Origin of the sequence: Larkinella insperata, from assembly GCF_026248825.1 — a bacterium.
In the GTDB taxonomy this organism is placed as follows: Bacteria; Bacteroidota; Bacteroidia; order Cytophagales; family Spirosomataceae; genus Larkinella; species Larkinella insperata.
Genome location: NZ_CP110973.1, coordinates 540,680 through 559,136, shown reverse-complemented (window position 1 = coordinate 559,136; position 18,457 = coordinate 540,680). Strand labels below are relative to the sequence as shown.

The 18,457-nt window shown below is 54.7% G+C and carries 16 protein-coding genes; 11 read left to right on the top strand and 5 right to left on the bottom strand.

Annotation, left to right across the window (positions count from 1 at the left end; all coding sequences use genetic code 11):
- Nucleotides 1-29: 29 nt before the first annotated feature.
- On the top strand, nucleotides 30-1,046 hold the full coding sequence (locus OQ371_RS02140) for an App1 family protein phosphatidate phosphatase (protein ID WP_265992066.1): 1,017 nt from the start codon (nucleotides 30-32) through the stop codon (nucleotides 1,044-1,046).
- 3 nt (nucleotides 1,047-1,049) lie between these two features.
- On the opposite strand, the gene OQ371_RS02135 is transcribed toward OQ371_RS02140, so the two are convergent.
- From OQ371_RS02135 to OQ371_RS02125, 3 genes are all read right to left on the bottom strand, one after another.
- Nucleotides 1,050-1,421 carry an iron chaperone gene (locus OQ371_RS02135; RefSeq protein ID WP_265992065.1) on the bottom strand — a complete coding sequence of 124 codons (372 nt, stop codon included), beginning with the start codon at nucleotides 1,419-1,421 and terminating at the stop codon, nucleotides 1,050-1,052.
- Between the two features lie 161 nt (nucleotides 1,422-1,582).
- The gene (locus tag OQ371_RS02130) at nucleotides 1,583-3,409 is read right to left on the bottom strand and encodes an ABC transporter ATP-binding protein (RefSeq protein ID WP_265992064.1); all 1,827 of its coding nucleotides are present in this window, start codon (nucleotides 3,407-3,409) and stop codon (nucleotides 1,583-1,585) included.
- Nucleotides 3,410-3,430: 21 nt separating this feature from the next.
- Nucleotides 3,431-4,837, bottom strand: a complete 1,407-nt coding sequence (locus OQ371_RS02125; protein ID WP_265992063.1) for a BamA/TamA family outer membrane protein — start codon at nucleotides 4,835-4,837, stop codon at nucleotides 3,431-3,433.
- Nucleotides 4,838-4,989: 152 nt separating this feature from the next.
- Between OQ371_RS02125 and OQ371_RS02120 the strand changes: the two genes are divergently transcribed.
- Both OQ371_RS02120 and OQ371_RS02115 read left to right on the top strand, forming a co-directional pair.
- The gene (locus tag OQ371_RS02120) at nucleotides 4,990-6,342 is read left to right on the top strand and encodes an MFS transporter (protein ID WP_265992062.1); all 1,353 of its coding nucleotides are present in this window, start codon (nucleotides 4,990-4,992) and stop codon (nucleotides 6,340-6,342) included.
- A gap of 8 nt (nucleotides 6,343-6,350) precedes the next feature.
- Nucleotides 6,351-7,298, top strand: a complete 948-nt coding sequence (locus tag OQ371_RS02115; RefSeq protein WP_265992061.1) for a carbohydrate kinase family protein — start codon at nucleotides 6,351-6,353, stop codon at nucleotides 7,296-7,298.
- Here OQ371_RS02115 and OQ371_RS02110 read toward each other — a convergent pair whose 3' ends face one another.
- Both OQ371_RS02110 and OQ371_RS02105 read right to left on the bottom strand, forming a co-directional pair.
- Nucleotides 7,299-7,862 (bottom strand): hypothetical protein, encoded by a 564-nt coding sequence (locus tag OQ371_RS02110; RefSeq protein WP_265992060.1) that lies wholly within the window; start codon nucleotides 7,860-7,862, stop codon nucleotides 7,299-7,301.
- A gap of 105 nt (nucleotides 7,863-7,967) precedes the next feature.
- Nucleotides 7,968-9,527 carry an alpha-amylase family glycosyl hydrolase gene (locus tag OQ371_RS02105; protein WP_265992059.1) on the bottom strand — a complete coding sequence of 520 codons (1,560 nt, stop codon included), beginning with the start codon at nucleotides 9,525-9,527 and terminating at the stop codon, nucleotides 7,968-7,970.
- Between the two features lie 250 nt (nucleotides 9,528-9,777).
- Between OQ371_RS02105 and OQ371_RS02100 the strand changes: the two genes are divergently transcribed.
- The 8 genes from OQ371_RS02100 (at nucleotide 9,778) to OQ371_RS02065 (ending at nucleotide 18,422) form a co-directional block, all read left to right on the top strand.
- On the top strand, nucleotides 9,778-10,632 hold the full coding sequence (locus OQ371_RS02100) for a pirin family protein (protein ID WP_265992058.1): 855 nt from the start codon (nucleotides 9,778-9,780) through the stop codon (nucleotides 10,630-10,632).
- Between the two features lie 89 nt (nucleotides 10,633-10,721).
- Complete coding sequence (locus OQ371_RS02095; RefSeq protein WP_265992057.1) at nucleotides 10,722-11,945, top strand: molybdopterin molybdotransferase MoeA; 1,224 nt, start codon at nucleotides 10,722-10,724, stop codon at nucleotides 11,943-11,945.
- Between the two features lie 105 nt (nucleotides 11,946-12,050).
- The gene (locus OQ371_RS02090; RefSeq protein ID WP_265992056.1) at nucleotides 12,051-13,154 is read left to right on the top strand and encodes a DUF922 domain-containing protein; all 1,104 of its coding nucleotides are present in this window, start codon (nucleotides 12,051-12,053) and stop codon (nucleotides 13,152-13,154) included.
- A 44-nt stretch (nucleotides 13,155-13,198) separates the two neighbouring features.
- The gene (locus tag OQ371_RS02085; RefSeq protein WP_265992055.1) at nucleotides 13,199-14,218 is read left to right on the top strand and encodes a dipeptide epimerase; all 1,020 of its coding nucleotides are present in this window, start codon (nucleotides 13,199-13,201) and stop codon (nucleotides 14,216-14,218) included.
- A 36-nt stretch (nucleotides 14,219-14,254) separates the two neighbouring features.
- Nucleotides 14,255-15,319 (top strand): aminotransferase class I/II-fold pyridoxal phosphate-dependent enzyme, encoded by a 1,065-nt coding sequence (locus OQ371_RS02080; RefSeq protein ID WP_265992054.1) that lies wholly within the window; start codon nucleotides 14,255-14,257, stop codon nucleotides 15,317-15,319.
- The gene (locus OQ371_RS02075) at nucleotides 15,303-16,586 is read left to right on the top strand and encodes a serine hydrolase (RefSeq protein WP_265992053.1); all 1,284 of its coding nucleotides are present in this window, start codon (nucleotides 15,303-15,305) and stop codon (nucleotides 16,584-16,586) included. The genes OQ371_RS02080 and OQ371_RS02075 overlap by 17 nt, the downstream gene beginning before the upstream one ends.
- A 129-nt stretch (nucleotides 16,587-16,715) precedes the next feature.
- Nucleotides 16,716-17,198 (top strand): hypothetical protein, encoded by a 483-nt coding sequence (locus OQ371_RS02070; protein ID WP_265992052.1) that lies wholly within the window; start codon nucleotides 16,716-16,718, stop codon nucleotides 17,196-17,198.
- A gap of 96 nt (nucleotides 17,199-17,294) precedes the next feature.
- On the top strand, nucleotides 17,295-18,422 hold the full coding sequence (locus tag OQ371_RS02065) for a C40 family peptidase (RefSeq protein WP_265992051.1): 1,128 nt from the start codon (nucleotides 17,295-17,297) through the stop codon (nucleotides 18,420-18,422).
- The last annotated feature ends 35 nt before the right edge of the window (nucleotides 18,423-18,457 follow it).

Below are 18,457 nucleotides of genomic sequence, written 5' to 3'. Positions count from 1 at the left end.
AGGCAAGTGGCGGAACAAAAAGTAAAATCTTGACGTGGCTGCGGATTAGTGACAAGCCCGTCGTAAAAGTTTATCGGGGGTATGTTCATCAGGGAACCATCGTCGTCTTTGGTCATGTCCTGCGGAGGAGCGCACTGCCCCGCAAAAAATACCGTCAGAATTTCTGGTCCAATAGTTTTGCGCTGCTCCGGCTTTTTATGGCGCGGCCCGTGGCCGGTATGACGGTAAAAGTGGCCGGTATTGAAGAAGATGTGCGGCACATTACCGAAAAAGACGGTTTTTTTCGGTTGGAGTGGAAACCCGACAAACCGTTGTCGCCTGGCTGGCATCCGGTGAAAGTTGAATTGATCACGGCTAATCTGGGCCAGCACGATCCGATCACGGCCGGGGAGGGGGAAGTTTTTCAGGCGCATTCAACGCAGTACGGTTTTATCTCCGATATTGACGATACCTTTCTGATTTCCCACTCGGCCAACCTCCGCAAACGGCTGCACGTTCTGCTGACCGAAAATGCTTACAGCCGCGATCCGTTTGAGGACGTGGTGGAACACTACCAACTCCTGGCCCGGGCCGGTACCGACGAGAAGGCCCTCAACCCGTTTTTTTACGTGTCGAGCAGCGAGTGGAACCTGTACGACTACATTCTGACTTTTTGCGAGAAAAACGGCATTCCCGACGGGGTTTTCCTATTGAACCAGATCAAACAATTGCGCGAAGTCTGGAAAACCGGTCAAAACAAACACCTGACCAAGTTTACGCGGATTGTCCGGATTCTGGAAGCTTTCCCGGAGATGAAGTTTGTGCTGCTGGGCGACGATACCCAGGAAGATCCCAACATTTATGCCTCGCTGGTGCAACACTTTCCGCGGCAGATTCGGTGTGTGTACCTGCGCCGGGTGCATGAGAAAAACGAAGTCCGAACGCAGGGGTTCGTTGACAAGGTCGTGGCGGCCGGGGTGCCCTGCTGTTACTTCAAACACAGTTCCGAAGCCATCCGGCATTCGGTGCAAATTGGACTGGTTGAGCAGGTCCACGTGCGGGAGTAGGGTTTACTTTTTCTTTCCGGCTTTTTCCTGATTTTCCCTGGCCCTGAATTCCACAATGCGGGTAATCAGGTCCAGCGGCAGGGGTTTGTCCAGCGGAAACTGCACCGAACCTTTGGCCCCTTTATAAGCCGAGAGGTCGTCTTGAAAGGAAGAATGCCCCGAAGGCGTCGAATAAAAACCGATGTGATTTTTGAAAGCCGCAAAATGAACCAGATTCCCATTCAGCACAAACGTCGGCATGGCATATTTGATGGCTTCGTGCGCGTCCGGAGCTGCGGCCTGAACGGTGCGCCGAACCTGCTCGAGAAGCGTCTGAACGTCGGCGGGAAAGCTGGCAATGTATTCATCAATGGTTTGGGGCTTGGCGGTCGTCATGGCATAGGGGGGATGGGAATCCGGTTTATCAAGCTTCAAAATAAGCACACAAAAAAACCGGAAGGCCGCACGGCTTTCCGGTTTTAAAAGGGCATCCGCTTCGTCATTTACTGACTTTTTTCGGATTGATTTTCTACGGGCTCCTCGGTGCGGGAAGTACCTTAGACCGCAACCTCCGTCGGCACCAGTTCGACCTCCGGTGTTTCGGATTGATGGACTTTCTGATGCTCCCACATCTTCTGGAAAATCGGGCTGCGCTCACGCAGTTCCACGAAGCTCCCCTCATCAAGCACGTGGCCGTTGCCGAGAATGTAAATATGGTCGAACATGGTCAGCAGGTGCAGCCGGTGCAGCGTCGAAATGACGGCTTTTCCGCGGAAGTTGCTGAGCATCTGGTGGTAAATCTCAAATTCGGTTTTCGGGTCTACGCTGCTGGTCGGTTCATCGAGCAGGATGATGTCACTGCTGCGGGCCGCCAGGACGCCCCGGGCCAGGGCCAGCCGTTGCTTCTGCCCACCCGACAGGTTAACGCCCTTCTCCTGAATGCTGGTTTCCAGGCCGTTGGGCAGTTGGTTGATTACGCCCGTAAACCGGGCCGTTTCGCAGGCCTGCTGAATATCTTCTTTGCTGAACGGCAGGCCGAGCGTGATGTTGTATTCGATGGAATTCTCGAAAATCTCCGGTTCCTGGGGCATCAGCGTAACGGTATCCGCAATTAGGCTCAAATCCGTATAGGCCTGGTCATCGACCCGCAGGTCCATTCCCGGTTCGGGCTTGTAAAGACCGCGCAGTAGGGTCAGCAGGGTGCTTTTTCCGCTGCCGCTTTCGCCAATCAGGGCAATGCGCTGACCGCGCTGGATGCGGATGTTGAGGTCGTGCAGCCCCGCCCGCTTGTACCGGCCGAGTTGCTGGAAGAAGTCGCCGTCTTTCGTGTGTCTGAAATTCAGGCCCTCAATGTCGATGGTCTGCCAACGAGCGGGCAGCGTTTCGCTGGTTTCCGGGCGGTGTTGCTGGGCGTAAGCCTGACCAATGCTGCGGGCCGTTTGTACGTCGGTGTTGTATTGAACAATCTCCGTATACTGGAAAGCAATATCGGTAAACACGCTGTTAAACTGGTTGATGTAGCCCAGCAGCGTCACCAGCCCCCCAATCACAAACACCTCGCCGGGCACGTAATGCTGGTAAACGTAACCCGACGTAATGACGCCGTATATCAGGGCAATCATCATGCTGGCCACAAACCACTTCCATTCGTTGATGCGGACGTGACGCCGGAACGGTGGCAAGACGGCCATTACTTTGCCCAGCAGGCTGGTTTCCATCTGTTTTTCCAGCCGCAGGGTAATCACCGTGATGATGTTGGAAAGGCTGTCGAAAAGCGTAGAAGATACCTGGTGTTCGCGCTCGTTGGATTCGTCGACGGCTTTGATAAACGGTTTGTCAAACTTCATGATCAGCCAGACCGTCAGTGCACCGAGCAGAACGCCGATGGTGCCAAAAATCGGCGAGAAATACATCATGGCGCCGAACGAAAACAGGCATTTGAAAATCGTATGCAGGTATACAAAGCCGCTCTGAAAGAAGTTCTTAAGCGCGTCGTTGGCCTTCCGGATGCGGTTGATGGTCGAGCCGCTGTGGTGGTCTTTGTGCCAGCTGACGGGCAGGTTGAGCGTCTGGTGGTAAAGCTCCATCAGAAAGTTACGGCTAAGCGTAAACGCCAGTTCCCGCTCCATAACCCGAGCCGGTCCGTGAAAACACCATTCGACCAACCGCAGACCGAGGTAACCGGCAGCGTACCATAAAACGATGGAAAGAACCGGGGCGTCTTTTTGCTGAATCGTGGTAACAAACCACCCAAACAAAAGAGGGTGTAAAGCGGCAATGATATTTGCCAGAATAAATAAGAAGTAAACAAATACGAACCGTCGTTTCTCCTGACGTGCGTATTGCCAGGCCGTGCGAAGCAGGGCCAGGTAGGGATTTTGCATGAAAGTTACGGTGTTATTAAATTATAAATCGTAGGTGAAGCTGAAAAAAATACCAGTTTGTCCCTGCCGGTTTACGGAGTAGCTGATTCGCCCGACAATGTTGTAAAAAGTAACGATATCCAACGCCAGTCCCCCGCCATACAGTAACGAATTTGCCAATCGGCTGTTGTATTTCTGAGCCATGGAATTATTGACGTAACCCATGTCACCGAATACGTTCAAATATAATGCCAAAGGCACCGTATTAAATTGTTTTAATGGCATCCAGCGCAGGTGCTTTCGCGTGTTGAGCAATTGGTATTTCAGCGTGTTTCGCAACAGGCCATACCGTTGCCCGTCGATCACGTACAGTTCGTAGCCCCGAACGAAATCCGAGGTGTAACCCAGCCCCCGCAGGTTGATATACGGCTGTCGTTCCGGCCACGACAATTTGCCCCGCAGGCTGTTGCTGGCGTAAAACCGGGCCCCCACGGGCCAGTACCGGGTGTAGCTGGCCGTTAGCTCGAACAGGCGCAGATTATCCGAAGGTAACAAACCGTATTGGTTAGCGGCCGCGTTAAAATAGTGGCCCTGAAGCGGGTAAGCCACGGCGTCGCGTCGGTCGTGGGTGAAGAGGTAACTTAAGAGAAAATACCGCTGGCGGGTTTGACCGTCTAGAAAATAGTCCGGGTTGAGCCGGGCCACGGTGTCGGCAATGGAATTGCGAACGTAGCGGAGTTCCAGGCGGTGGAAGTTATAAAACTGGTTTCGGCGGGTCAGAATGACGTTGGTGTAAAACCGCTCGCGCATGAGGTCTTCACTCCGGAAATACACCAGTTTATCCAGCGCCGAGCGGTACGCTACTTCCTTGTTGGTCTGGTAGGAAGCGCCCACGCTCAGACCCGTTTTCTGCGCCCGGTCGATGTACGGCAGCGTGTACAGCACCTGGGTTCGGCGGGCAAAACCAAACTCAAAAATCGCGTTGAGCCGGTCGGCATTGCCGGTTACATTCTTGTAGTTCAGCCGGGCTCCGTAAATGGTTCGCCGGAGACTGCGGCCCCGTTCATACCACCACTCGTTGAAATTGCGGTCGGCCAGGTCAAAAATCGGGATAACAAAAAAGTACCAGCGTTCTTTCAGGTTTACGTCGATGTCGATCTGCTGCGTGTCCACTTCCCGGGCCGCCACATCGACGGTTACAAACAGGTTGGTGTTGGTAATCTTCCGCTGATCCCAGGCCAGCTTCCCGGTTAATTGCGGTCGTCGGATGGTATCGCCCGCTTTCAGCTCCATTTCGCGCAGAATAATGCGCTCCCGCGTCCGCTGATTACCGCGAATCTGGACCGACCGAACCACCCAGTAATCCGCCTGTACCGAGTCGGCAACGGGCTGCGGATTAGCGGTTGTGTCCGCCAGCGACAACGACCAGAATAGGATGGAGAGAAGCATGAAACACGCGGTCTTGACCGAACAATCTTCAAAAGTACCGCAATAAAAAAATAGGTAAAAACGATCTTAAAATCTTGCAATAAAATCCTTATTATTGTCAGAATTGAGCAGTTTCCCGCTCGGATGCTAACCTAACTAACATTCTTCTCTTCATGAACGACAAGCCCCGGCTGCGGTTCTGGCAGATCTGGAACATGAGTTTCGGCTTTCTGGGTATTCAGTACGGTTTTGGTCTTCAGCAGGCCAATATGAGTCCCATTTTTCGCTATTTAAACGCTGAGGAATCGGCCATTCCTATTTTGTGGCTGGCCGGACCGGTAACCGGGTTGCTGGTTCAGCCCGTCATTGGTGCCATGAGCGACCGCACCTGGTCAGAACGCTGGGGGCGTCGAAAACCGTATTTTCTGGTGGGGGCGCTCATCACCAGTTTTGCCCTCATGATGATGCCCAACTCGTCGGCGCTCTGGATGGCGGCCAGTATGATGTGGCTGCTCGATGCCGGTTTGAACGTGACGATGGAACCGTTCCGGGCGTTTATTGGCGACAAGCTAAATGTGCAGCAACGCAACCTGGGGTTTGCCGTACAAAGCTTTTTTGTCGGTTTCGGGCAAACGCTGGCCAATCTCATGCCGTTTATCCTGCCCATCTTTGGGGTTACGCTGGCGGCTTCCGGCGGAAACAATATACCGGATTTTGTTAAATATTCCTTCTACATCGGGGCGTTTGCCATCCTGGGGGCGGTTTTCTGGACGCTGTATACCACCAGCGAGTACCCGCCCGAAGACATGGAAGAATTTGAGCGCATGAAGCGCGAGAAAAAGGGCGTTTTTCACGCGTTTGCCGAAGTTTTCGACGCCCTGCGGCAGATGCCCTCGACGATGAAACAGCTTTGGTGGGTGAAGTTTTTTACCTGGTACGGGCTGCCGCTGATGTGGCAATACCTCTCGCTGGCCATTGCCCGCCATGCGTTCGACGCTCCCAACGCCACGACCAACCCCACCGGTTTTGCGAAAGGGCTGGAGTGGAGCAACCTGTGCTTTGCCCTGTTCAACGTTGGCTGTTTCGGGATTTCGTTCCTGCTGCCACCGATTGCCGCCCGGCTGGGTCGGCGCAGCACCCACGCGGCTTTTCTGACCATCGGAGGGCTGGGTTTCCTGTCCATGCAGTTGTCGTCGGATAAAAACATTTTCCTGATCGGTATGACGATGGTCGGGCTGGCCTGGGGCTCCATCATGTCCATGCCGTACGTGATGCTGTCGACTTCGGTACCGAAAGAGCGCATGGGTGTGTACATGGGACTATTTAACGGATTTATTGTGGTGCCGCAGATCATCAACAACATGACCATTGGCTTCCTGTACGAAACCGTCCTGAACAGCGACCCCCTGAATGCGCTGACGTTGTGCGGTATTTGCCTGATTCTGGCGGCCGGAGCCTGTTTCCTGGTGAAAGAATCGCCCAAGGCCGAGCAGGCGGCCTTTCCAATCGGAGCCGGAGGTCATTAATTTTGCGTATGAATTTTCAGAACCGTTCGTATGATTTGCTCGCCGTAGGCGAGTTATTGGTGGATTTTATTGGCCATGAACTGGCGGATAACCTGCTTCAGACGCGGGATTTTCACCGGTATCAGGGGGGAAGCCCGGCAAATATGGCCGCTAACATGGCCCGGCTGGGCAACCGGACTGCCCTGGTCGCCTGTGTCGGCAACGATAACCTGGGCGTCTATTTGAAAGACCGGGTAGCCGAAGCGGGCGTCGATCCGCAATTCATCGCCGTCGACCCCGCAACGCCCACGAGCCTGGTGGTGGTCTCGCGCACCCGGGGCACACCGGATTTTATTGCGTACCGGCAGGCCGACTGCTGCATTCTGCCGGAGCACTTGCCGGAAAGCCTGTTAAACGATACGGCCATTTTTCACACCACCTGCTTTGCCCTGAGCCGCCAACCCGCACAGGACGCCATCGTTCAGGCGGCCCACCGGGCAAACAAAGCCGGTTGTCAGGTCAGTATTGATGCCAACTACGCCCCCGCGATCTGGCCCGACCGGGCGCAGGCTCAGCGGGTTCTGGCACAGTATTGCGCGGCCAACGCACTGGTCAAGCTTAGCGACGACGATGCCGTGCGGTTGTTTGAGATTCGGCAGGAGCCGGAGCAGATTGCCGCTTATTTTCACGCGCTGGGTGCCCGGCTGGTTTGCCTGACCCTGGGCGCTGACGGCAGTTTCATCTCCTACGAAAAGGGCGGCCAGACCATTCGGGTTCCCGGCCGGGCTATCCAGGTGATTGACGCCACCGGCGCGGGCGATGCCTACTGGGCGGGCTTCCTGACGGCCTGGCTCGAGGGGTACGATCCGGAAGGGTGCGCCCGGGCGGGAGCCAGGCTTGCCGAGAAAAAATTAACCCGGCAGGGACCGTTGCCGGGCGGACTGAAGAAAGAAGAGTTGTTTCGGAATGCTGATTAGTTAACTGGCGGCCGGATTCTGGTATTTCCAGATTCTGGCACTTTTGATGAAATCATTCAGAAGCGACGCATTAAGAGAAAGATAACCTGAAAGCAGTACGAGGATAAGGTACATGAAATAAACCCGGATCGTAAATGTGCCGACTATGTAGTGATTCCAGTAAAAATCAAAGTTGTACGCAGGAAACTCAACCAGTAGATAACGGATCGACTGAGAAACAGGGTTAAAAAAGAGGAAAGAAATTGCCAGGATGGGCAAAAAGGTAAGCTCATACCGCAGCACACCCGTCCAAGACAATGGCACGGAATGGATTCTAAATACTTTGTGGGAAAGGTCCAGGAGCAGAATAATGATGGCGATTGTAGCCATTTCGGGAATAATCATACCGCGCAGGACGACATACAGGTAGCCAAAAATACCCCCGAACCGGTTTACGATGGCTAATTTCCTTTCAAAAGAAAATGTCCAGTTGAACGATTCAAAAATTACCAGCGCGATCAGCAGGATACTAATAACATGGATCGGATTTTTTAAATAGCTTTTTGAAAGATAAATTCTATCCATCGCTCTATCTTTTTTCTGACAAGATAGAATTTATCCGGGTAAAAGCGTCTGATAACCAGCCATTAATTAGTAATCGGAAACGGATACTTTGAATTCGGCTGGGGTTTATTCCAGCACTACACAGCCGTACGCCGGTACGCGCACTTTACCGTCTTTAAACAACTTTGCACCACCGGCCGTATCCAGCACAACCTGTTTGCCTTCAGCAGTTTCAATCGGGTAGAGGACGACGTCGATTCCACGCTTGCTGAGGTTATGAATCACCAGCACCGACCGGTTGCCGGATCGGCGGATAAACGAAATCACGTTTTTGTGCTGAATCTCGCTTGCTTCCAATTTGCTTAGGTTGTCGTTCAGAACCGGGTGGCTGTTGCGGAAGTGGATGAGCCGTTTGTAATGGTTAAATAAGGAGTTCGGGTCGGCCTGCTGCTGGGCCAGGGGTGTCACCGTCCGGCTGGTCGAATAGTGGGCCCGTCGCCAGCGGGCGCGCTGCGGGTCCTGCTTGCCGATGTTCCACAAAAACGGCTCCCGGATGTTTTCGTCGGGTTTGGCGCCCAGCATACCGATCTCCTCGCCATAATAAATATACGGGTTGCCGGGTAGCGTCAGCAGCAGGTTGGCGGCTACTTTCAGGTGATTCTGATTGCCGTTCAAAAAGCTGCCAATCCGGGTTTGGTCGTGGTTGGACAGCATGATGGCGTCGATGAAATTGGGGTTCACCTGCGCAAAAATGGCGTGGTTTTGTAGCAGGACTTTAACGATTCCCGCCGTATCCCGCTCCTTAAACGGGATTTCCTGCAACGCCAGGCTGAGGTCAAAATTGAAATTGGCTTTCAGGCCCCGGAAATACGGAGCAATCCGCTCGGCCCGCGTCCAGACCTCGCCCACGGTATAGACCCCCGGTTTGACCGATTCCATCTCCCGCCCGAACTCCTCCCAGAACTGGTGGTTTTTGGGTTCTTCCCAATCCGGATAGATGTGCCGGGCCGCATCGAGCCGAAAACCGTCTACCCCTACGTCGGTGAGCCAGAATTTACCGGCTTTGTAAATTTCTTCCCGAACGTTCGGGTTATCGTAGTTCAAATCCGGCATCCCGCTCCAGAACAGGGCGTAGTATTTCTCGGAAAAAGGCGCACCAGGAACGCGGTGCCACGGGTTTTTCTCCTGCGAATCGGCGGTGATTTCGCGGGTGGCAATGTTCAGCGCATCGATCTCTTTCTGGCTCATCCAGACGTACCAATCGTGGTACGGATTGTCTTTACTTTTGCAGGCTTCCACAAACCACGGGTGCTTGCGGCTGGTGTGGTTAATTACAAAATCCAGGATCACCTTAATGCCGCGCTGGTGGGCTTCCCGAATCAACCGCCGAAAATCGTCCATCGTGCCGTATTCGGGAGCAATGCCGTAGTAATCCGTCACATCGTACATGTGGTAGCTGGGCGACGGATTGATGGGCATCAGCCAGATGGCCGAAACCCCCAGATCTTTCAGGTAATCCAGTTTCGACGTAACGCCGTTAAGATCGCCAATGCCGTCGCCGTTGGAATCACAGAAAGCACGAACGAAAATTTCGTAGTGCACTCCGGTATGACCGGTAACGGATTGGCCTGAAGGTAATTGGGTTGGATTTGAAGCAGTCGATTGAGCGGATACGTCGGCAAGCATAGTTTAAAAAATAGATCCTGTCTGCTTAAACGGCCGAGACTCAGCCAGGGTTCGCAAAGAAGTGTTTTTCTCTAAATTTGACAACAAAATCTGGTAATAAGTCAGCGATTCTTGTGGCATCCGAAGTTGTTAAGTTATAGGTTCTTCCGCTTGTGGTGGCGTAGGGGGGTATTTTAAGTACAAGAAGAAACTAATTCTGTAATTTATATGTATATACATTAAATGTAATTACGGTTAAATTTATAAATGCATGAAAACGGAACGCACCATCCAGCAATTGATACCGGCTCCTTTACAAAGCATGGGTGAAAATCGGCTTCGGCAGCCGCTGCCATCGGCTCAGTTGCCCTATTTCGATCCCTTTGTTCTGTTGCATCACAGCCACAGTTTTCTGAGGGACGGCGAAAACCCTAACCACGCGGGAGTAGGGCCACATCCGCACCGTGGCTTCTCGCCCGTGACGTTTGTGTTCAAGGGCGGGGTGCGTCACCGCGATAGCCGGGGTAACGACCGGAGCGTGTACGCGGGCGGAACGCAGTGGATGAACGCCGGCCTGGGAGTTATGCACAGCGAACGTCCGTTGGCCGAAGAACTGGAAATCATTCAGATGTGGGTCAACATGCCGGCCGCCCGTAAAAAAGATCAGCCGACCTATTACCCGTTGCTGAAAGAAGAAACGCCTTCGTTCGTCAGCGAAGATGGCCTGGTGACGGTTAACGTGGTTTCGGGGGAATTGCTGGGCAACCAGGGGCCGATTCCGACGTTTACGCCCGTCAACTCGGCCACTTTGTCGCTGAAAGCCGGAGGTAACATCTACCTGCCGCTGCCGGTGAGTCACAACGCGTTTCTCTATTTGCTGGACGGCAAACTGCGCGTGGGGGAGCAAACCGACGTAAAACCCCGGCATATGGTGGTGCTCGAAAACGACGGCGAAGGCATTACCATCGAAGCCCTGGACGATACGCGCCTGCTGCTGATGACGGGCGAACCGATTGGGGAGCCAATCGTTGCGCAGGGACCCTTTGTGATGAACAGTGAAATCGAAGTGATGGAAGCCTACCGCGATTTCCGGATCGGTAAAATGGGCATTCTGATCGAGGAGTAACGGGTGGTCTTGTTTTGAACGCGACTGGCGGAGTTTTTACTAAGATTCTGGTAAATTCTCCGCCTTTCGCGTTTCTTGCGTAGCCATCAATGCGTTCTTTTGCAAAAAACTTGCCGATGATCTCCGTTGCCGACGCTTACTCGATTGTTCTGAATAACCCGCTGGTCTTGCCGACCGAAGCCATACCGCTCGTCCAGGCCGCCGGGCGGGTGTTACGCGAACCGCTGACCGCCGACCGCGACCTGCCGCCCTTCAACCGGGTTTCGATGGACGGTATTGCCATTGCCTACCGGACCTGGACGAGCGGCCAGCGGCAGTTTCGGGTGGCGGGAGCGCAGTTTGCCGGTCAACCCGCGCAAACGCTGGCGGACGAAACCGCGTGCCTGGAGGTGATGACGGGGGCCATGCTGCCCGCCGGAGCCGATACCGTCATTCGCTACGAAGATGTTCAGATCACCGACGGGGTTGCCCAGATCCAGATCGACGACATCAAGCCGGGGCAAAACGTGCACCACCAGGCTACGGACCGGAAGCAGAACGAGGAGCTGGTGCCCATAGGAACGCGGCTGGGACCACCGGAGATGGCCGTTGCGGCATCGGTCGGAAAGGCCACGGTGCTGGTGAGTAAACTGCCGCGGATTGCCCTGATTTCGACGGGCGACGAGCTGGTTGATGTGGCGGCAACCCCCAAACCGTACCAGATCCGGCGCTCGAATACATACCTGCTGCAAACGGTGCTGCAAGCCGCCGGGGCCGAAACCGTGTTGCTGCACTTGCCCGACGAGGCCGATACGATGGAAACCGACCTGAAAACTTTGCTGACGGATTTCGATGCCCTGGTTCTGAGTGGGGGCGTTTCGGCCGGGAAAGCCGACTTTGTGCCCGGGGTGATGGAGCGGCTGGGCGTCCGGCAGCAGTTTCATCAGGTGGCACAGCGGCCCGGCAAGCCCCTCTGGTTTGGTACGTCGGATGCGGGAAAAGTGGTTTTCGGGTTGCCCGGTAATCCCGTTTCTACCTTTTTGTGTGCATACCGCTATCTGCTGCCGTGGTTGCGGGCTTCGCTGGGTTTGTCGGTGGTGCAGCCGTCGGTCGTACGATTAAAACGTTCGATTTCGTTTATCCCCAAGCTAACTTATTTTCTGCCCGTGAGTTTATCGGTGAGCGCCGATGGCATCTGGCAGGCCGAACCTTTACCGGGGAGTGGCTCGGCCGATTACGCCAACCTGCTCCGTTGCGACGGTTTTATGGAACTGCCGCCAGACCGGAGCGAGTTTGCTGAAGGCGAAGCATTTCCGGTTTATACCTTCCGCTGATACGGCTACCGTTCGGTTTGAAACGCAAGCGGTTAAGCGTGAAGAGTATGGGAAGATGAAAGCCGCATCTTTCAGAACACCGGCCAACGCTTGTGGAGACGTAACGTGAAACTAAGGCATATCATACTCTTTTTCCTGCTTCCGCACCTGTCGCTGGCGTGGCAGCAACCGGCATGGGTTGCCTTTCGGAAAGATCCTGTCTTCGTGAAAGCGCCGACGTTTTCGCTGCTGCGGATTCGGGATGAACGTTCCCTCAAATCAAGCCTCGGCACGATTCTGACCAGCACAAAAAGCAGTATGCCCGTGCGCAGTAATGACGAGGTCAGCGACGTTTTTACCGAACTGCTGCGCTCCGGCTTCCGGCCCGATTCGTCGCGGGTGCCCATCATCATCCGGGTTCGCGAGTTTGTATTTTCCGAAAAGGTAAAGAATGAAACCCAGGCCGAAGGGGTCTGTCGGCTGGAGCTGGCGTTTGATGTGCTGCGCGACGGCAAACCCGTTCAGCTTACGACGTACACCGCCCGAACCATTTACACCCGGTCGTTCGGGCAGACTGACCGGCTGGAGCTGGTGGGGCGCAAAGCTTTCGAAAGCGCGGTGCAGTACCTTTCCAACTGGGTTAAAATCAACCGCGACAAAAGCCCGGCGCTGGTAAAGGGAATCAAGTTTGTCCTGATCGACCACGCCGTACAGCAGGCGTCGGGCGATACGGTTTTTTACAGCCCGATGCGTCCGCTGATCTGGGATGATTTTCAGGCCGAGCCCCGTTTGGGCAGCCGGAATGCAGCCACTATCTTTCCGACTTTTTCGTACGAAGGTCGCAGCCGCTGGGTGAACGGTTACATTCAGGTGGAGCTGACGTTCAAGACGTTCATGGTCAAAAGCATGTCGTGGGTGCGGCCCGGCAGCAAGACGGATTACGGGTTGCTCCATGAACAGAAACATTTCGATATTGTCAAACTGATTGTCGAACGGTTCAAGCAGCGGATTGTGTCCGACGACGCGATGGATCTCGACGATTACAACAGCCGCGTGCAGTTTCTGTACCTGGATGCGTACCGGGACATGAACCGCTGGCAGGAGCAGTACGATTCGGAAACCCAGCACGGCCTGAACCACGCCGAGCAGGACCGCTGGAACCGCAAGATTGCCCAAGACCTGAAAAATGCCGAAGACTTAACGGCCATTATGGTCGCCAACCGCCAATAAACCAACTTTTACGCCGGATTTTCGGATTCGGCATTCATTACCTCATGCCTGTTTCACTTCATTTCCACCGTTTCGACCTGCGATTAAAGCATACCTTCACCATTGCCCACGATTCCCGCGATGTCCAGCCGACGCTCATTGTCGAGTTGCGGGACGGTTCCTGGAGCGGATTCGGTGAGGCCACGTCCAACAAATACTACAGCATTACCATCGACCGGATGATCGACGACCTGGAAAGCATTCGGGAGCGGATTGAAACGGGTGCCTGGACGACCGCCGAGGAGCTTTGGCAGCAGGTGCATGAACACCTGAAAGACAACCCGTTTGCGCAGTGTGCCCTGGACGAAGCCGCACATGACCTGGTGGCCAAACGGGCCGGAAAACCGCTTTACCGCTACTGGAATCTGGACCCGGACCGCAATCCGCTGACCAATTACACCATCGGCATCGACTCGGTGGAAACAATGGTGCGGAAAATGCAGGAACTGCCCTGGCCGCTCTACAAAGTAAAACTCGGTACGTCCGATGATCTGGCCATTGTTCGTGAACTGCGGAAGCATACCAATGCGGTTTTCCGGGTGGATGCCAATTGCGCCTGGACCGCCCATACCGCCATTTCAAACGCGCTGGCCCTGAAAGAACTGGGCGTGGAGTTTATCGAACAGCCGCTCAAAGCCGACGACTGGGACGGCATGAAACGGGTGATGGAGCAGAGTGTGCTGCCAATTATTGCCGACGAAAGTTGCATCGTAGAAAGCGATGTGGAACGCTGCGCCGGGTACTTTCACGGAATCAACATCAAACTAACCAAATGCGGTGGCCTGACGCCCGCCCGGCGCATGATCGAAAATGCCCGGCAACGGGGGCTGAAGGTGATGGTGGGCTGCATGAACGAAACCAGCGTCGGAATCTCGGCCATCGGGCAATTGTTGCCGCTGCTGGATTACGTGGACATGGACGGCACGCTGCTCATCACCAACGACCCCGCCACGGGGGTAACCTTTGACTTTGGCCGGGTTGTTTACGCCCAGGAAAACGGAACGGGAGCCGCTTTGCGAAAGTAACCAGCCGGAAGAAGACTCCCACGGCTTTGTGAACGTATGACTAGTTATTATACCATTGATCACCTGCCCGGCCGGACCATCCAGCTCGATGGGCAGGACTATTTGTTTTTCAGCGGTACGTCTTACCTCGGTATGGCGCAGCATCCGGCGTTTCAGGCCCTGCTGGCCGAGGGCATGGCGCGGTACGGAACCATGTTCGGATCGTCGCGCAACGGCAACCTGCAATTGAACATTTACGGGGAAGCAGAAGCCCAATTGGCCGCCTTTGCCCGGGCCGAAGCCGCCCTAACGCTCTCATCCGGCATGCTGGCGGGGCAGGCCGTGGTCAACTGGCTGAAGGCGCAGGGGTTTGGGTTTATTTACGGCCCCAAGGCGCATCCGGCCATCTGGCAGGACCCCAGCACCAGCCTGCCGACCGTCTCGTTTACCGACTGGACCGACCAACTGCCCGAACTGGTGGCCGCAGCCGCTACGCCAAACGTCGTGATTGCGCTCAACTCGCTGGATGCCCTCTGTTCGGTGGATTATTCGTTCGATTGGGTAAACCGGCTCCCCGACGGCCAGGAAGTTACGCTGCTGGTCGATGATTCCCACGGTTTTGGCGTCATCGGACCGGAAGGCAGTGGCGTCGGGGCGCTGATTCCGCGCCGGGCGAACGTCCGGTTGATTGTGACGGCTTCACTGGCGAAGGCAATGGGAATGCCGGGCGGGGTCATTTTTGCCGACCCTGAAACGCTTCGCGCCATCCGGCACACGGCTTTTTTCGGCGCGTGCTCGCCCATACCACCGGCTTATCTCCACGCCTTTGGCCGGGCGCAGGCGCTGTACCGCACGGCTTTCGAACGCTTACAGACCAACATCGCCCGGTTTGAAAACCGCATTGGGCTTTCTGATCGCTTTCAGCATATTCCCGCTTATCCGGTCTTTTATACTGAGCAGGATCAGTTATATTCGTATTTGTTAGCGAATCGGATTCTGATCTATTCGTTTGCCTATCCAACACCCGCCGACAAACCCAACACGCGCATCGTCATCAGCGCCTTGCATCAGCCGGAAGACATCGAACAACTAGGCGACTGCCTGTATGGAAAAACGGGGTAATATCGAAAAAAAATGCGTCGGACCACTGACACGCGCGCTGCTGCTCGTGGCGCTGCTGACGGGTGGTTGGCCTGCCCGGGCGCAGCAGACCGACAAGTTTCTGGAACAGCTGCTGAAGAAAAATCCGGAGCTGTTTGGTAAAGTGCTGGATAACCCGGCCAAATACGACGTTCAGATCCTGTATACGCAGATCAACCGCGACGAGAAAAACCGTCCGTTGTTCAAGACGTACCGCTACCGGCTCAACAAAGACCGGTATTTTTACCCGGCCAGCACCGTCAAACTCCCGACGGTTTTGCTGGCGCTGGAAAAAATCAACCAGCTTCGAAAAAAACAGCCTGACCTGTCGATTGAAACGCCGATGTTTACCGACTCCACGAGTTACCAGATCGGCGTTCGCAGGGATTCAACGGCCGAAACCGGTTTGCCGTCGGTGGCGCAGTACATCCGAAAAATCCTGCTGGTAAGCGACAATGACGCCTTCAACCGCCTGTATGAGTTTATCGGCCCGTGCGAACTGAACGAGCGGCTGCGCGAGAAAGGCTACAAAAATACGCGGATCACACACCGGCTTTCCATTTCGTTGACGCCCGATCAGAACCGCCGGACCAATGCCGTACGGTTCGTGCGAGGGGATACGGTTTTGTACGGGCAACCGGAGCAGGTCTGCGAAAAACTGTTCCGGCCCGACCGACCCATTCGCCGGGGTGTTGGCTACCTGAAAGGCGGCACGCTGGTGAAAGAGCCGTTTGATTTTACCGAGAAAAACTTTTTCTCCTTGGAAGATCAGCAGGATATGCTGCGGGCGGTGTTGTTTCCCGATGAGGTACCGGCCCGCAACAAGTTCGATCTGACCGCCGACGATTACCGGTTTTTATACCGCTACCTCTCGCAGTGGCCGCGCGAAACGAAGTTCCCGAAATACGATTCGACCTACTACGACAGCTACGGCAAGTTTCTGGTGTTTGGCGACGCCAGGAGTCGGATACCGGCGTCGGTGCGGATTTTTAACAAAGCCGGCGATGCGTACGGCTACATGATCGACAACGCCTACATCGTTGATTTTGAAAAGAATATCGAATTTCTGCTATCGGCGGTAATTTACTGCAACGAGGACGGTATCTTCAACGACAACCGATACGATTACCAAACCGTTGGCCATCCGTTCATGGCTAATCTGGGCCGGGTTCTTTTTGACTACGAAGTAACCCGGAAACGACTCAATCCGCCCGACCTGAGCCGCTTTCGGGTGAAGTACGACGACTAAAAATCACCACGTAGAGTTCAAGAGCGTTTGGAAACGGTTCAGATGCTCAAAATGACGATTCATGTAACCATCAGTTGATAACGGGTTGGCTGAGCGCTAGGTTTGCAGCGAACAAAAACAACTCTACTGATGAAGAAAGTCTTTATTTTCCTGTTTGCCCTCGTCGCTTTTACGGCCTGTAAAAAAGACATCAACGATCCGCAACCCAACGACCCGCAACCGAATGAACCGGTAGAAACCCCGGCGGGAATAGTAGCGGGAACCTATAAACTGACCTCCTTCCACTTTATCCAGGGAGCCAACGAAATCGAAATGCCGACCCTGCCCCTGGTGGAGAGCGGCAAAACGGTTGCATCCGGAACGGCTAAAATGGCGAAGAAGTCCGACGGAAAAGTGGTACTGGACCTGAACCTGTTCATTGAAGGGGAAGGAACCGTCGCACTGATTGAAAAGCTGGAAGTTGAAGTGCGCAAATCCGGCTCCAACTACGGGCTCTACGCCGGTGGCGACCGGATCGGTGACGCGGACGGCGGTTTTATTATCTTCAACGTCTCCGGCACCGACTCCAGTACGGGCGACGAATTAAAGCTGGCTTTCCACGCCAAGAAATAAAGCACCAACGGAAAAAATACACCTATATACTCTAAAGCCAGATTCGTATTCGTCTCTGGCTTTTGTATTTTTGTATAATCTGTCAAGAGGGCGATCATGAAACAAATTTTTACCGGATTCCTGTTGCTTCTGCTGGTTTCGGCCAACGGTTTTGCGCAATCCATCGGCCAGATTATCGAGGCCGTTCAGAAGCAATATGCACCCGACAAACGGGTTGCCATTTTTAACGTCGAAGCCGACTCCTCGGGCAACCTGACCGGCTTTACCAACCTGCCCGAAGCCAAACAGGCGTTGCTCAGCCAGCTTAAGGCGGCTGACCGGCCCGTGGTGGATCAGATTCAACTGCTGCCGTCTCCGGCTTTGGGCGAAAAGGTGTACGCCATTGTTAATGTATCGGTGGCTAACCTGCGCACCAACGCCCGCCATTCCGGCGAACTGGCCACGCAGGCCCTGCTGGGCATGCCGCTGAAAATATGGGATAAAGACCGGAGTTGGTACCAGGTCCAGACGCCTGATCAATACATTTCCTGGACGGATTCCGGCGCGCTGCAGCTCATGACCAAAGCCGATTACGACCAGTGGCAGGCGGCCGAAAAGATTATTTACACGAGTCCGTTCGGCTTTGTGTACAGCGAATCCGGCAAGCGTTCACAAACCGTATCCGACATTGTGGCCGGTGACATGCTGGCACTGGTCAGCGAGCAGCGCCAGTGCTACCAGGTGCGCTACCCCGACGGCCGGACGGGCTACGTTCTCAAGCGGGATGCGCAGCGGCTGGATCGCTGGCAGGCGATGGCCCGGCCCACCGAAGATGCGCTGGTCAGCACGGCCAAAAGCCTGATGGGAATACCGTATTTATGGGGTGGCACGTCGGTGAAAGGCATGGATTGCAGCGGTTTCACCAAAACCGTCTACATGCTCAACGGCCAGCAGTTGCCGCGCGATGCCTCGCAGCAGGTCAATGTGGGCGAACTGATTGAAACCCCCGGCAAAAACTTCAGCCAGCTCCGGCCCGGCGACCTGCTGTTCTTCGGCGAACCGGCCACCCTCGACAAACCCGAGCGCGTGGTTCACGTGGGCATGTGGATCGGCAACAACGAGTTTATTCACGCATCGGGGCAGATCAGGATTTCGAGCCTGGACCCGGCCGCCCCGAATTTCGACGCCTATGAATTAAACCGGTTTTTGCGGGCGAAGCGGGTCGCCAAAACAAGTGTGCAGTAAAAAAGCCCAGAGAAGGCAGATAAGAGAGTAAAGAT

What these genes read in the sequence shown, in the direction of transcription:
- OQ371_RS02135 (WP_265992065.1), bottom strand. Translation starts at nt 1,421, where the DNA reads ATGACGACCGCCAAGCCCCAAACCATTGATGAATACATTGCCAGCTTT.
- OQ371_RS02130 (WP_265992064.1), bottom strand. Translation starts at nt 3,409, where the DNA reads ATGCAAAATCCCTACCTGGCCCTGCTTCGCACGGCCTGGCAATACGCA.
- OQ371_RS02125 (WP_265992063.1), bottom strand. Translation starts at nt 4,837, where the DNA reads ATGCTTCTCTCCATCCTATTCTGGTCGTTGTCGCTGGCGGACACAACC.
- OQ371_RS02120 (WP_265992062.1), top strand. Translation starts at nt 4,990, where the DNA reads ATGAACGACAAGCCCCGGCTGCGGTTCTGGCAGATCTGGAACATGAGT.
- OQ371_RS02115 (WP_265992061.1), top strand. Translation starts at nt 6,351, where the DNA reads ATGAATTTTCAGAACCGTTCGTATGATTTGCTCGCCGTAGGCGAGTTA.
- OQ371_RS02110 (WP_265992060.1), bottom strand. Translation starts at nt 7,862, where the DNA reads ATGGATAGAATTTATCTTTCAAAAAGCTATTTAAAAAATCCGATCCAT.
- OQ371_RS02105 (WP_265992059.1), bottom strand. Translation starts at nt 9,527, where the DNA reads ATGCTTGCCGACGTATCCGCTCAATCGACTGCTTCAAATCCAACCCAA.
- OQ371_RS02100 (WP_265992058.1), top strand. Translation starts at nt 9,778, where the DNA reads ATGAAAACGGAACGCACCATCCAGCAATTGATACCGGCTCCTTTACAA.
- OQ371_RS02095 (WP_265992057.1), top strand. Translation starts at nt 10,722, where the DNA reads ATGCGTTCTTTTGCAAAAAACTTGCCGATGATCTCCGTTGCCGACGCT.
- OQ371_RS02085 (WP_265992055.1), top strand. Translation starts at nt 13,199, where the DNA reads ATGCCTGTTTCACTTCATTTCCACCGTTTCGACCTGCGATTAAAGCAT.
- OQ371_RS02080 (WP_265992054.1), top strand. Translation starts at nt 14,255, where the DNA reads ATGACTAGTTATTATACCATTGATCACCTGCCCGGCCGGACCATCCAG.
- OQ371_RS02075 (WP_265992053.1), top strand. Translation starts at nt 15,303, where the DNA reads ATGGAAAAACGGGGTAATATCGAAAAAAAATGCGTCGGACCACTGACA.
- OQ371_RS02070 (WP_265992052.1), top strand. Translation starts at nt 16,716, where the DNA reads ATGAAGAAAGTCTTTATTTTCCTGTTTGCCCTCGTCGCTTTTACGGCC.
- OQ371_RS02065 (WP_265992051.1), top strand. Translation starts at nt 17,295, where the DNA reads ATGAAACAAATTTTTACCGGATTCCTGTTGCTTCTGCTGGTTTCGGCC.